We start from the raw sequence: 13,455 nt of genomic DNA, 5'->3' as shown, positions 1-13,455 counted from the left end.
TATATCCGTTCGGGTATACCCTTGAAGCTTTTCCGCCGCCCGGAGTTCTGGGTGGTTACACTCCTCGGTGCGCTATTCGTTATCACCGTCTATGCGGATCTTCTGCGAGGACAGCAACTGTCCGGAGATGAATTCCAGCTCGTGTTGTTCGCCTTGCAGCAAGCCTTCTTCCTTTCGGTTATTGCCATTGCCACGTGGCGTTTCGGCTTCGCCGTCGGATTCTTTTTCTGGGGCGCTCTTGGCGCTGTGACCATTCCATACGCTGCCATCTATCTAACCGCTAACTGGCATCCGAACTTGCTGCTTGAAATGATCGTAATTGGATTGGTGGGCTTGGCTGAGGTCGGTCTCATCAACGCCTATGAGCAGGGCAAGAAAAAGCTGCTTGAGTACCAGCGTCACCTGGAGGACCGGGTGAAAGAGCGGACTGTCGACCTCACCAGAGCCAACCTGGCCCTGGAAAGGGATATCATTGAGAGGAAGCGTATCGAAGGTGAACTCCGGGAAGCCCTGGCACAGGTGAAAACCCTTACCGGTCTGCTCCCGATGTGCGCCAACTGCAAGAAGATCCGGGACGACAAAGGCTACTGGAGCAGCGTCGAAAAGTACATCAGTACCCACTCCGAAGCCGAATTTACCCACGGTATCTGTCCGGATTGCCTGGAAAAGCTTTATCCAAGCTATTACGGTCCGGGAAAGAAGAAACCGGCAGGATAACAGTCCGCCGAATGGCGTTCAGCCATTGAGATGTGTCTAGCGTCTGTCCCGCAGACTTTTCCGGAACACGGCGTCCTTGAAGCTGGTGGAGCGTTCGCCGATTTGCTTGACTCTCATGATGTACTGCAGACCCGGTATCATCAGCAGCGCCATAGGGTAGATGATAAACGCGGTAGAATGGTATATCACCCAGCCGATAATGGGGAAGATGATGAAAGCGGCGCTGTAGCTGAAAGTAGGGAAACGGGTTATCAGGAGTATCAAGCCGAAAGTCGCGGCATAGATGGGAATACCCCATGGCATCAGGAATGCCAGAACTCCTATGCAGGTCGCGCCGCCTTTGCCCCCTTTGAATTTTAACCAGACCGGGAGAACGTGACCCATTACCGCCACCATCCCGGCCAGGAATTCTATAATTTGAGGTGTTTCGAGCACCCGGGCAACGGCTACCGCTGCAGCCCCCTTGGAAATATCTACCGTTAGAACGAGCATACCGGGCCAAAATCCCACCTCATAAAAAGTGTTCATCGTGCCCATGTTTTTAGTGCCAACCTGCCGGATATCAATCCCTTTCAGCCAGCGTCCCATGAGGTAAGCCAGGGGAATACTGCCGACCAGGTATGCAGCGATGAGGGCAGCTACGATCGATAATGTTTCATTCATAGGCATATCTATGGTCAGACTGATGGTGCAAAATCAACGATGTTCATTCGAAGAGTCTCGCGCCCGTTGTACCGATCCAGTTCAAGATTATACACCACATCCAGCGGACCGGGGAGAATTTTTTTAAGGCTGCTCGCTTGACGGAAAGCGACGGCTTCCCAAACCGAATTGCCCTGCGTCAACCTAAGTTTCATATGTTCTTCGGCTGTACCCATGAACCGGTAATCCAACACTGTGACGCAACGGCTGACGAAAAGAGGAGGCCGGTTGCCTTCGCCAAATGGGGCAAGCTGGCTCAGCATTTCGTAAAGACCGCCGCCAAGTTCATGAAAGCGCGCCTCGGCGTCGATAGACAGTACCGGTTGGAGGTCAAGCGAGGCTAGTTCGCGGGCGGTGATGTCGGCGATAAGCGACGACATCTCCGGCAGGTCGGCTGTTTTGAGGCTAAAGCCAGCCGCTTGGGCGTGGCCTCCATAGTGGCACAGCAGGTGGCCGCAGCGGTCTATTGCCTGTGTGATGTTGAATCCTGGGATGGAGCGGCATGAAGCGGTGGAGACGCTTTTCTCCCGGCGGATGACGATGGAGGGGCGGTAGAACTCGTCTGTCAGACGCCCGGCTACCAGCCCAAGGATACCAGGCGGACACTCCTCATCCTCAACGAAGAGCAGCGGTGATATTGGTCCGGACAGTACCTGCTCGCGGGCCCGGGCGACGTATTTGGCTGTCAGGCGCTGGCGCTCGGCGTTGCTGTTTTCCAGCGCTGATGCCAGTGCCGCTGCCTCGTCGGCGGTGGCAGCCATGAGCAAGTTATAGCCAACCATAGCATGCTCCAGCCGTCCGGCGGCGTTAAGACGCGGCGCCACCGTCCAGGAGATGCTTTCGGCGTCGAGCCGGCCGGGTTTCAGACGCGACAAGGTCACGATCTCAAGAAGTCCCGGAGAGGGGTGATCGTTTAGATGCTTCAATCCTTCTTTGACCAGGTAGCGGTTCTCGCCGGTAAGGGGCATGATGTCGGCCACCGTGCCGATAGCCCCAAGTTCCAGAAAATGCTCCTTGGGCAGCGGCCGGGCGGTTCCGGAAAAAAGCGCCTCGATTACTTTGAAGGCGACGCCGACCCCCGCCAGTTCCTGGAAGGGATATGCGGAATCATAGCGGCGGGGATCGATCACTGCCACCGCTGGCGGAAGCTCAGGGAGCGGCAGATGATGGTCGGTGACGATGATGTCCAGTCCGAAACCGCGGGCGGCAGCCACCTCGGCCACAGCGGTGACGCCGCAGTCAACGGAGATAACCAGCGATACACCCTCGGCGGCCAGTTTCCTGAGCGCTTCGGTTTTGAGGCCGTAGCCTTCGGTCAGGCGGTGGGGGATGTAGGGCACAACATCCGCCCCCAGGCGGCGGAGGCCGGTGACCATGAGCGCGGTAGCCGTGATCCCGTCAGTGTCGAAGTCGCCGTAGACGGCGAATTTCTCGCCGGAAAGGACCGCCCGGTAGATGCGGGCCATCGCCGGTTGTATGTCCGGCAGGAGCATCGGGTCATGCGACAGACGGTTGTCCCCGGACAGGAAAAGCTCGGCATCTTCTGCGGTACGCAGTCCTCGGTTACCCAGGATTTGAGCCATGAGCACCGGGTATTTTCCGGTCAGCCCGGGCGGGATGTCAGCCGGGGCTACCTGCCAGCGGGCGCCGCGCATGCCTTAGCCTTATTCGTACTGACGCAGGATGATAACAGAGTTATGACCGCCGAAGCCAAAGGAGTTCGACAGCGTAGTGGCCACTTTCTTAATTCTTGCCGTATTGGGTGTATAGTCAAGGTCACAATCAGAGTCCGGCGTGGTGTAGTTGATTGTCGGCGGGATTATACCATTTTTAATGACCAGCGCGCAGATAGCGCACTCTATAGCCCCGGCGCCGCCGATGAGATGCCCGAGCATTGACTTGGTCGAACTGATGGGGACTTTATAAGCGTGATCACCCAGTACCTGCTTGATAGCTGACGTTTCCATCTTGTCATTGAGCTGGGTCGAGGTGCCGTGGGCGTTGATATAGTCAATCTCTCCAGGCTCGATCCCGGCTCGTTTGACGGCCATCTTCATGGCACGGGCAGCGCCCTCCCCGGTCTCGATGGGCTGGACAATGTGGAAGGCATCGCAGGAGTTGCCGTAGCCCAAAACTTCGGCGTAGATGTGAGCGCCCCGTTTGAGGGCTGCCGTGAGCTCCTCCAGGACAACGACGCAGGCACCCTCGCTCATGACGAAGCCGGAGCGTCCGGCATCGAAAGGCCGTGAGGCGTGGTGCGGGTCGTCGTTGTTAGTTGATAAGGCGTTTAATGCGTTGAACGCGGCGAACGCCAGGACATTCATGCCGCTCTCAGTGCCGCCGGCCAGCATGGTATCGGCGCGGCCTTCACGGATTGCCTCATAGGCGGTGCCGATGGCATCGGAGCCCGAAGAACAAGCGGAGGTGGTGCAGAAGTTGGGTCCTTTTAAGCCCATGGCGATAGCGATCTGGGCAGCGGCGATGTCCGAGATCATCATCGGGATGAGGAAAGGGGTGACTTTAGACGGCCCTTTTTCGATGCAGACTCTAGCTTGGTCAAACAGGGTGGTCAGGCCGCCGATACCGGAGCCGACAATGACGCCGATGTCGTCGCCCTTGCCGTCGGCGATATCCAATTTGGACTCTTCGACGGCCATGCGCGCGGCGGCTACCGCCAGTTGGGCGAAGCGGTCCATCCGCCTGATGTCTTTCTTGTTGATGTAGTTGGCCGGATCAAATCCCTTGCATTCTCCGCCGAAACGGGTTTCCAGGGGTGAGGCGTCGAACAGGGTCAGCATCTCGATGCCGTTGCGGCCGTTTATCAAACCGTCCCAGGTGGTCGGAGTGTCAAGGCCGAGGGGGCTGACCATTCCGATGCCGGTAATGACCACGCGGCGGGAATAATCAGGTTTGAAACGGGTGTCCATCATCGTGTTTACGTTCACCTCAATAGCCAAACTGGCCTATTTATAGCACTTTTTGAATGATAGTTCAACGATTTCAAGACTCTCCAGAGTCGCGGGTTCCGGTGTCGTGGGGCGTGTTGAAAAACGACTGAAACGACTCGCCGCCAGAGCCGGGAGAAGAGGGTTGTTTTTGTTCATCTGCGAAAAGAGTCCTTTTTGGTGAAACGATACCAAAAAGCCGCGATCGGCCAGGAGTGGGGAACGGCTTTCGTCAGGTTTGGAAACAGATACAGCCTCAGCCAGCTTTTCAGAGCCCGAAACGCTGATTTCGGGAATACCGGGGTGGCCGACGCCGCCAAACAATGATGAAGAGCGCGGGAGGCCAAGAAAAAAGGTACATATGTGCTAATAATCATGCGATTATTATAGCACAGGGGTTCCCAGTGATTGTCAAGCGAGTTTTGTCGTTTTTGGTGCGATATTTTTTAACTTTCAGCAATCAGCGATTAGCCACCCCGGCTGGCAAGGCGTCGTTCAGCGGAAGGAAGCCCCTACGATGGATCCCCCTGCCAGTTGGGATGGGGAACTTTCCTTTAGATATCATTTCCCACCAACCAGGTTACTCCCCCGATGGATTCCGGCTTTCGCCGGAACGACACAACCACGGGGGCGGGTGTGTCTCAGACCCGGCCCGAATCCGCCCTTTAATTCTCTCTTATTGAAAGTGAGAAAAGACCGCACAAGAGATTGCGGCGTCGCGGCGCTCCCCGCAAAGACGGAGGGGATGAGTCTTTTACAAGACAGCAGGTTGTGATATACTTCACCTTTGATAAAAGAAAGAGGAAGAACGAGAACTTGGAAAAACAGGACAAGATCAACGTCATCGATGCCTTCAAGCGGCATGCCAAGGACACCGGTTCCGCCGAAGTCCAGGTGGCCATCCTTTCAGCCCGGATCAACCAATTGACCACTCACCTGGCTGCCAACAAGCAGGACGCCCATACCAAACGCAACTTGCTGCGGCTGGTCGGCCAGCGCCGCCGGATGCTGGCTTATCTGCGGCGCGAGGACGCGACCCGATACCAGGACCTTATCGCCAAGATCGGTCTGCGCAAGTAACCCACCGACTCAACGGCGTCTTCACGGGTCGACCTCTCTGGTTGAACCCCAATAACTGCTTAAGGAGAATCCATTGGCATCGATACGCACATTTGAACGCACAATCGGCGGGCGCAAGCTTGTCATCGAACACGGCAAACTTGCCTGGCAAGCCAACGGCGCCGTCACCCTGCGCTACGGCGATACCCAGATTTTAGCCACCGCGGTTATCGCCAAAGAGGCTAGACCGGGGGTGGATTTCCTGCCCTTGACCATTGACGTCGAGGAAAGGATGTATGCCGCAGGTAAGATCCCCGGGGGGTTCATCCGCCGCGAGGGACGGCCCACCGAAGCGGCAACTTTGGCCTCTCGCCTGGCTGACCGGCCGATCCGCCCGCTGCTGCCCAAACACTGGCGCAGAGAGATTCAGGTCATAGTAACTGTTTTTGCTGCTGATCAGGAGAACGACCCGGACGTTCTGGGGGTTATCGGCGCTTCGTGCGCCCTGGGCATCTCCGAGATGCCTTTCGAGGGACCGGTTTCAGCGGTTCACGTCGGCTATATCAACGGCGAGTTCGTCATCAACCCGACTTTCTCTCAGATGCCTGAAAGCAAGTTAGACGTGGTGGTCGCCAGCACCAAAAAGGCGGTGACCATGCTCGAAGCCGGCGCCCACGAGGCCGACGAGGCCCTGATGATGGAGGCTATCAAATTCGGCCACGCCGCTAATCAGGAGATCATCGCTTTACAGGAAGAGGTTATCGCCGCTGTCGGCAAGGCTAAATGGCATGTCGACCCGCCGGCCGTTGACGAAGGCCTGTGGGCTAAGGTGGCCGCAGCCATTGACCACAAGCTGCCCGCCGCTTTCTTCCAGGCCGATAAAACCCAGCGCGCCGCCAATCTCGACGCCATCCTGCAGGAACTCATGGATGGCCTGGCCGGTGAATATGAAGCCGGTGCCGTCATAGCCGCGTACGATAAGAAGATTCGAAAGCTGGTCCGCTCCAGCATTCTTGATAAAGGCGAGCGTGTTTCCGGCCGCGGCATTAACGAAATCCGCGAGCTGTCTGCCGAGGTCGGTATCCTGCCCAGAGTCCACGGTTCCGCCCTGTTTTCCCGGGGCATGACCCAGATCCTCAATATCACCACCCTGGGTTCGCTACAGATGGAGCAAAAGCTTGACAACATTTCACCCGAGTTATCGAAACGATACATCCACCATTACAACTTCCCGCCTTATTCCACCGGCGAAGTCAAGCGTGTCGGCGGGACCGGCCGGCGCGAGATTGGGCACGGCGCTCTGGCGGAACGGGCGCTTCTGCCGGTAATCCCCAGTGAGGCCGAGTTCCCCTACGCCATCCGGCTGGTCTCCGAAGCCGTGTCATCTAACGGCTCCACCTCCATGGCTTCCACCTGCGCCTCGAGCCTGTCGCTGATGGACGCCGGCGTGCCCATTAAGAGAGCGGTGGCCGGCATCAGCATCGGCCTGGTAACTGAAGATGACAACATCGACAAGTTTGTCACCCTGACCGACATCGAAGGTTTGGAAGACAATTACGGCGACATGGACTTCAAGGTGGCCGGCACCCGCGACGGCATCACCGCCATCCAGCTGGATATCAAACTCAAAGGCATCAGCTTCGCCATCATCGAGCAGACGTTGAAGCAGGCCAAAGAGGCCCGGGGCATCATCCTTGAGGTGATGGACAGGGCCATTTCCCGCAACCGAGCCGAACTTTCTCCTTACGCGCCGCGGATGTACAAGCTGAAGATCGACCCGGGCAAGATCGGCACCGTTATCGGTCCCGGCGGCCGGGTTATCCGCGGCATCATCGAGGAAACTAAAACGACCATCGACATCGAAGACGACGGTACAGTGATCATCGGCGCCACCGACGCCGATTCAGCCAACCGGGCGATTGCCATCATCGAGGGCATGACAAAGGATATCGAACCCGGTACCGTGTATACCGGCAAGGTGACGCGCATCATGAGTTTCGGGGCTTTTGTCGAGATACTGCCCGGCAAGGAAGGCATGGTACATATCTCTGAACTGGCCAACCGCCGCGTTGACCGCGTCGAAGATGTCGTCAAGATCGGCGACATGGTGCAGGTCAAGGTGGCTGAAATCGACTCCCAGGGGCGGATCAACCTTTCCCGCCGCGCCCTGTTGGCGCCGCCGACGCCGGAAGAGGCCGAGGCAATGCGCCAGGCAGCGCCAGGCGGTTTCCGCCGTTCCGGTCCCGGCGCGCCAATGGATCACGGCGGCCGACCGCCTTTCCGGCGTTAGATCTCTCAAGGGCGGTAACCCAAAATCCTCGGCATAGCCTAATAACCGAATACTGAGATATCAAAATTGATAGCAGGGACACAGCAAGCTGTGTCCCTGCTTGATTTAGGCGGGGCGTTCGGTTATCGTAAATACCATCGCGCGGAGGAGAAGAGAAATGAGCATCAGAGTCGCTGTGCAGGGAGCGCTTGGCCAGATGGGCCGGGAAGTTATCAAGGCGGTAGCCGCGGCACCAGACATGACCCTGACCGGCGGCTGCGACGCCAGAGCTCCAGAAAACACCATGTCCTTCGACGGAGTCGAGTTGTTCATCACTGCTGACGTAAATAAGTGCCTCGTTAAAACCAAACCGGACGTCGTTGTCGATTTCAGCCTGGCCTCAGCGGTGCCGCAGACGGCGGAGACAGCGGCGCGGGCCGGCGTTTCTCTGGTGATAGGCACAACCGGTCTCACCCCACAGGTATTGGCGCGGCTCGAAACACTGACCCGCGAGTTCAATATTGGCATCGTGGTCGCCCCTAATTTTGCTCTGGGGGCGGTGTTGATGATGGAACTGGCGCGCACGGCGGCTAAATACCTCGACTGGGCGGAAATCATTGAACTGCATCATGAGAAGAAGGCCGACGCGCCGTCCGGTACAGCCATAGCCACGGCAAGGATGATGCAGGCAGCCCGGGAAACGCCGTTTGAATCACCGAAAGACGAAACTGAGCACAAAAGCCGCGGCGAGGAATTTTACGGCGTACCCATCCACAGCGTCCGGCTGCCCGGCCTGGTAGCCCACCAGGAAGTCATTTTCGGCACCGTGGGCCAGACATTGTCTATTCGACACGATTCGATCAGCCGTGACAGCTTCATGCCCGGAGTGCTGTTAGCGGTACGTGAAATAGCCAAACGCCGCGGCCAGTTCATCTTCGGGCTGAATAAGCTACTGGGATTCTGACCGGGCAATAATCATTGCGTCTGTTAGCTATTATCGGTTCGCTCTTTGGATTTTTACCCTTTGATGCTTTAGAATTGATGCCAAATTTTTGAAAAGGACACGAGTTGCTGTGTCCCAGCGGGAGATCGATTTGAACGGTCTTAGAGTCGCCATCGTCGGGGCCACCGGTATGGTGGGACAGGAATTCGTCAAGATCCTGACCCAGCGCAATTTCCCGCTGAAATCACTGACTTTGTTGGCTTCGGACCGCAGCGCCGGCAAGAAGGTGATGTTCAAAGGCGAGGAGATCGAAGTCAAAGAAACTTCTCCTGACAGCTTTAACGACATCGACCTGGCGCTCTTCTCAGCCGGAGCCGACATCTCCCGGCATTTTTCGCCCATCGCCGCTCAGAAAGGCGTGGTGGTCATCGACAACTCCGCCGCCTTCCGGTATGAGGCCGATGTACCGCTGGTGGTACCTGAGGTCAACATCGAGGATGCAAAAAACCATAAGGGCATCATCGCCAATCCCAACTGCTCAACCATCCAGATGGTGACCGCGCTTTACCCTCTGCACAAGGTCAATCCTATCAAACGAATTGTCGTTTCGACATATCAAGCGGTATCCGGCACCGGCAGCGCCGCCATGGAGGTGCTCACCGCCCAAGCCAAGACGGTGCTGGCCGGCGAGCCGGTGACACCTCATATCTATCCTCACCAGATAGCTTTCAACCTGATACCCGAAATCGACGTCTTTTTCGACACCGGCTATACCAAAGAAGAATGGAAAATGCTGGTTGAGACGCGCAAAATAATGCATGCTCCGGCCATAGCCTTATCCGCCACCTGCGTCCGAGTTCCGGTGTACATCGGCCATTCCGAGGCGGTGAACGTCGAGTTTGAGCGGCCGTTCCCCCCGACCGAAGCCCGCGCAATTCTTGTCCAGGCCCCCGGGGTACGGGTCCTGGATGACCCAACAGTCAACCTCTATCCCCACCCGTGGATGGCTGCCGGCACTGATGAAACTTTCGTCGGGCGCATTCGGGAGGACTCCTCGCACCCCGGCGGGCTGGTGATGTGGATTGTAGCCGACAACGTCCGCAAGGGAGCTGCACTAAACGCAGTCCAGATTGCCGAGGAAATGCTTAAGAGAGGCTGGCTGGGAGGGTAGCGTGAAAGAACTGGGGCGCCTTATTACCGCGATGGTGACACCGTTCAAAGACGACGGCAGCATCGATTTCGAGCAGACGAAAAGGCTGGCCAAGGCGCTGGTGGCCTCCGGCAGCGACGGCATCGTTGTCGCTGGAACCACCGGCGAATCACCCACCGTTACCTGGGAAGAAGAACATGCCCTGTTCAAAGCCGTCAAAGAGGCTGTCGGCAACAAAGCCAGGATTATTGCCGGCACCGGCTCCAATTCCACCGCCGAGGCTGTCGAGAACACGATTAAAGCCGAAAAGCTGGGGGTTGACGCCGCCCTCCTGGTAGTGCCCTACTATAACAAGCCCACTCAGGAGGGGTTGTACCGCCATTTCAAGGCAGTGGCTGACGCCACCACCATGCCCATCATCCTTTACAATGTGCCCTCACGCACCATCACCTCGTTATCTGCCGAAACGACAGTGCGGTTATCAAAAATTCCCAATATCGTCGGCACCAAAGAGGCTTCCGGCAACCTGGGCGAGATCGCCCGGATTATCGATGAAACCCAGAAGATGAGGCCTGATTTCACCGTTTGGAGCGGCAATGACTCGGATACCCTGCCGATGATGGCTATAGGCGCTCACGGCGTCATATCGGTGGCCTCTCACCTTGTCGGGCTGCAGATCAAGCAGATGATGGAAAGTTTCGCCGCCGGCAAACTGGATGAGGCGGCGGCGCTGCATCGCCACCTGACGCCTATCTTCAACAACCTGTTCGTGGTGGCGAACCCGATACCCGTGAAATATGCTTTGAATTACATCGGTTTCCGCGTCGGGGCGCCGCGATTACCGCTGGTCGAACCGGATGAGAAGACAGCGGCTTTCATCCGGGAGACCCTCAAGGGTTACCGCATCGACCTGCCTTTGAATTGATCAATGGTTGAACAGCCGTTTCTACCTCGCGCTTTAGGCGGCCTGATGCCGCTGAAGCCTGAGCTGGTACTGCCGGCATCGGTCGCTTGCGCCAGGGCTTTCGCCGATGACCCGACGACTGATTACCTGATCCCTGACGCGAACAAGCGGGCAAACCTGCGATTCGCCGAGGAATACTATTTGAGACTTTCACTGATTTCTGGCGGCGGCACCTTCGTCACCTCGGAGAAATGCGAAGGGCTTGCGATGTGGATTGATTCCGAGCGAAAAGACAACTTTTTTAACCACCTTCGCGCTGGTTTCCCGTTTCTGCCGCTGCGCTGCGGCTGGCGGTACCTGTTCCGTGAAGCGGCTTTGGACCTGCACTTTAGCCGCCTGCGAAAGGAACTGGTTCCGACACGCCACATGTACCTGGCGGTCCTGGCGGTAGATCCCGAATACCACGGGCAGGGTTTCGCATCCAAATTGATGCGGCCCATGCTGGGCCACCTTGACGATCGTCAATTACTGGCCTATCTGGAAACCCAAACTCCCCGCAACGTAGAAATGTATCGGAGATGGGGTTTCGAACTGCTCAGGGAAGAATCGATGCCGGGTTCAGATCTCAAGTTATACCTGATGTCACGCCAGCCGAAAAGAACAGCGCAGGAGCGGCTCATCCACTCCCCCTGACGGGCATGCTAACCGGATTATGTAAACAGGAGGGCGGGTTTTCCAACCCGCCCTCCTGTTATTTCAGCCCAGAAAAAGGTTTAAGGCAGCGGCTTCGTCTCAGGTTTCTTTTCAGCTGACTTGTAATGGTGAGAACTTTCAGTTAACTCCGCGAATGCGGCTTTTGCTTCATCCACCGAAGCCCCGTCGTCAAGAGTGGTGGTATCGCCGACGGCGGCGCCGGTAGCCACAGCTTTCAGCAGACGGCGCATGATCTTACCGGAGCGGGTTTTGGGTAAAAGGTTCACGAAGAAAATCTCTTCGGGAGTGGCCAGGGTGCCGATGGTGGCCCGGAGATGCCGGGTAAGTTCGTTCTTGATTTCCACAGAAGGCGGCGTACCCTTACGCAGGGTGACGAACAGGATGATGGCCTCGCCTTTGATCTCATCCGGTCGGGAGGTGGCGGCGGCTTCAGCCACAGCAGAATGACCGACAATGGCCGATTCAAGCTCGGCGGTGGATATACGGTGGCCAGCCACTTTTATGACTTCGTCGGCGCGGCCCAGCAGCCACAAGAAGTTATCCTGGTCCTTCATGCAGTAGTCACCCGGCAGATAATAGCCGGGGAAGCGCGACCAGTAGGTCTTATGGTACAGATCCGGATTGCGGTAAATGTCCAGCAGCATCCCAGGCCAGGGTTTCTTGATGACGATGAACCCGGTCTCCCCGTTAGGCAGTTCCTTGCCATCGGCGTCAACCACCGCCGGCACCACACCGGGCATGGGTTTGGTGGCTGAACCCGGCTTTAAGGCGTGCATTTGAATGCCGGGCGTGGGTGAAATCATGAAACCGCCGGTTTCTGTCTGCCACCACGTGTCGGAGATGCCGATTCGCTCCTTGCCGACATTTCGGTAATACCACAGCCAGGCTTCCGGATTGATCGGTTCTCCGACCGAACCAAGTATCTTCAAACAGGAAAGATCGTGCCTGGACAGCCATTCCTCGCCATGGCGCATGAACATCCGGATGGCGGTGGGCGATGTGTAGAAGGCGGTAACGCCGTATTTGGCGATGATGGCCCACCATCGATCCAGCGCAGGGTAGTCCGGGGCGCCTTCATACATAACAGAGGTTAAGCCGAGGATCATCGGGGCAAAAACGACATAAGAGTGGCCGGTAATCCAGCCGACGTCCGCGGTGCACCACCAGACGGTCTGGGCATCGGTATCGAAAGCCCACTGCATGGTCTTTGCGATCCACAGCGAGTACCCTCCGGTACCGTGCAGGATGCCCTTTGGCTTGCCCGTCGAGCCTGAGGTATAAAGGATGAAGAGCGGGTCGTTGGAATCCATGTCTTCCGGGGCGACATATTCGTCGCAGCCGGAAAGGATATCCGACAGCCAGACATCACGGTTGGGATCCATTTCTACCTGATGGTGGGTATGCTTGACGACGACGATTTTTTCAACACAGGCGCACCTGGCCGCAGCTTCGACGGCATTTTCCTTCAGCGGCAGGATCTTGCCGCGGCGGTGCATGCCGGAAGCGGTGACGATTACTTTGGCACCGGTATCCTCAACCCGGTCGGCCAGCGCCTGTCCGGAAAAGGCTGAAAAGACGACGGTAAACGGCGCGCCGATGCGGGCGCAGGCCAGCATGACCACCGGCAATGCCGGTATCATCGGCAAATATATGGCTACACGGTCGCCTCGCTTGACGCCCAGCCTCTTGAGGGCGCCGGCGGTATTGTTGACCTGGCGGTACATTTCGCCGTAGGTCAGCACCTGAGAATCACCCAACTCGCCCTCCCAGTAGAAGGCGACTTTGTTGCGGACGTCGGTCTTCATGTGCCGATCAAGGCATTGCACTGACAGGTTGAGCTTGCCGCCGACAAACCAGCGGGCATAGGGCGCTTTCCAGTCCAGGACCTTGTCCCAGCGCTTGAACCAGTCCAGTTCCAGCGCCTGCTCCGCCCAGAACCCTTCTGGGTCTTCATCGGCGCGGCGCCAGAGTTCATCATATTTCCCGGACGGGCAGTAATAGCTGGTGGTGGGTAAATGGGCGACACGAGAATCGGCTTGAGTCATTTCTTCC

Annotated in this window: 12 protein-coding genes; 8 read left to right on the top strand and 4 right to left on the bottom strand. The window is 57.3% G+C overall.

What is annotated here, in order from left to right:
• Positions 1-21 precede the first annotated feature (21 nt).
• Positions 22-717 (top strand): hypothetical protein, encoded by a 696-nt coding sequence (locus tag DEALK_RS06005; protein WP_058439375.1) that lies wholly within the window; start codon positions 22-24, stop codon positions 715-717.
• A gap of 36 nt (positions 718-753) precedes the next feature.
• Here the strand turns inward: DEALK_RS06005 and DEALK_RS06000 are convergent, their stop codons facing one another.
• Genes DEALK_RS06000 through fabF form a run of 3 tightly spaced genes read right to left on the bottom strand, consistent with a single transcriptional unit; the run spans position 754 to position 4,346 of the window.
• On the bottom strand, positions 754-1,380 hold the full coding sequence (locus tag DEALK_RS06000; protein ID WP_058439374.1) for a glycerol-3-phosphate acyltransferase: 627 nt from the start codon (positions 1,378-1,380) through the stop codon (positions 754-756).
• A gap of 14 nt (positions 1,381-1,394) precedes the next feature.
• Positions 1,395-3,074: a single-stranded-DNA-specific exonuclease RecJ gene (recJ, locus tag DEALK_RS05995; RefSeq protein ID WP_058439373.1), complete on the bottom strand. Its 1,680-nt coding sequence runs from the start codon at positions 3,072-3,074 to the stop codon at positions 1,395-1,397.
• A gap of 9 nt (positions 3,075-3,083) precedes the next feature.
• Positions 3,084-4,346 (bottom strand): beta-ketoacyl-ACP synthase II, encoded by a 1,263-nt coding sequence (fabF, locus tag DEALK_RS05990; RefSeq protein ID WP_058440059.1) that lies wholly within the window; start codon positions 4,344-4,346, stop codon positions 3,084-3,086.
• A gap of 198 nt (positions 4,347-4,544) precedes the next feature.
• On the opposite strand from fabF, the gene DEALK_RS10155 reads away from it, so the two are divergent.
• The 7 genes from DEALK_RS10155 to DEALK_RS05960 all read left to right on the top strand — a co-directional run bounded on the left by DEALK_RS10155 (position 4,545) and on the right by DEALK_RS05960 (position 11,382).
• On the top strand, positions 4,545-4,691 hold the full coding sequence (locus tag DEALK_RS10155; protein WP_165802719.1) for a hypothetical protein: 147 nt from the start codon (positions 4,545-4,547) through the stop codon (positions 4,689-4,691).
• Positions 4,692-5,180: 489 nt separating this feature from the next.
• Entirely contained in the window at positions 5,181-5,444 is a 264-nt protein-coding gene (gene rpsO / locus DEALK_RS05985; protein WP_058440058.1) for a 30S ribosomal protein S15, read from the top strand.
• 73 nt (positions 5,445-5,517) lie between these two features.
• Entirely contained in the window at positions 5,518-7,713 is a 2,196-nt protein-coding gene (locus tag DEALK_RS05980) for a polyribonucleotide nucleotidyltransferase (protein ID WP_083496377.1), read from the top strand.
• Between the two features lie 157 nt (positions 7,714-7,870).
• On the top strand, positions 7,871-8,656 hold the full coding sequence (gene dapB / locus DEALK_RS05975; RefSeq protein WP_058439372.1) for a 4-hydroxy-tetrahydrodipicolinate reductase: 786 nt from the start codon (positions 7,871-7,873) through the stop codon (positions 8,654-8,656).
• A 130-nt stretch (positions 8,657-8,786) separates the two neighbouring features.
• The gene (locus DEALK_RS05970) at positions 8,787-9,806 is read left to right on the top strand and encodes an aspartate-semialdehyde dehydrogenase (RefSeq protein WP_083496458.1); all 1,020 of its coding nucleotides are present in this window, start codon (positions 8,787-8,789) and stop codon (positions 9,804-9,806) included.
• Between the two features lies 1 nt (position 9,807).
• On the top strand, positions 9,808-10,710 hold the full coding sequence (dapA, locus tag DEALK_RS05965) for a 4-hydroxy-tetrahydrodipicolinate synthase (protein WP_058439371.1): 903 nt from the start codon (positions 9,808-9,810) through the stop codon (positions 10,708-10,710).
• Between the two features lie 45 nt (positions 10,711-10,755).
• Positions 10,756-11,382, top strand: coding sequence for a GNAT family N-acetyltransferase (locus DEALK_RS05960; protein WP_058439370.1), 627 nt, complete (start codon positions 10,756-10,758; stop codon positions 11,380-11,382).
• Between the two features lie 80 nt (positions 11,383-11,462).
• Here the strand turns inward: DEALK_RS05960 and acs are convergent, their stop codons facing one another.
• Complete coding sequence (gene acs / locus DEALK_RS05955) at positions 11,463-13,448, bottom strand: acetate--CoA ligase (protein ID WP_058439369.1); 1,986 nt, start codon at positions 13,446-13,448, stop codon at positions 11,463-11,465.
• Positions 13,449-13,455 lie beyond the last annotated feature (7 nt).

Source organism: Dehalogenimonas alkenigignens (genome assembly GCF_001466665.1).
Lineage (GTDB): Bacteria > Chloroflexota > Dehalococcoidia > Dehalococcoidales > Dehalococcoidaceae > Dehalogenimonas > Dehalogenimonas alkenigignens.
This window is presented reverse-complemented; position numbering and strand designations above follow the sequence as displayed.

Coding starts and splice junctions, on each gene's coding strand:
- DEALK_RS06000 (WP_058439374.1), bottom strand. CDS start 1,380: ATGAATGAAACATTATCGATCGTAGCTGCCCTCATCGCTGCATACCTG.
- recJ (WP_058439373.1), bottom strand. CDS start 3,074: ATGCGCGGCGCCCGCTGGCAGGTAGCCCCGGCTGACATCCCGCCCGGG.
- fabF (WP_058440059.1), bottom strand. CDS start 4,346: ATGGACACCCGTTTCAAACCTGATTATTCCCGCCGCGTGGTCATTACC.
- dapB (WP_058439372.1), top strand. CDS start 7,871: ATGAGCATCAGAGTCGCTGTGCAGGGAGCGCTTGGCCAGATGGGCCGG.
- DEALK_RS05960 (WP_058439370.1), top strand. CDS start 10,756: ATGCCGCTGAAGCCTGAGCTGGTACTGCCGGCATCGGTCGCTTGCGCC.
- acs (WP_058439369.1), bottom strand. CDS start 13,448: ATGACTCAAGCCGATTCTCGTGTCGCCCATTTACCCACCACCAGCTAT.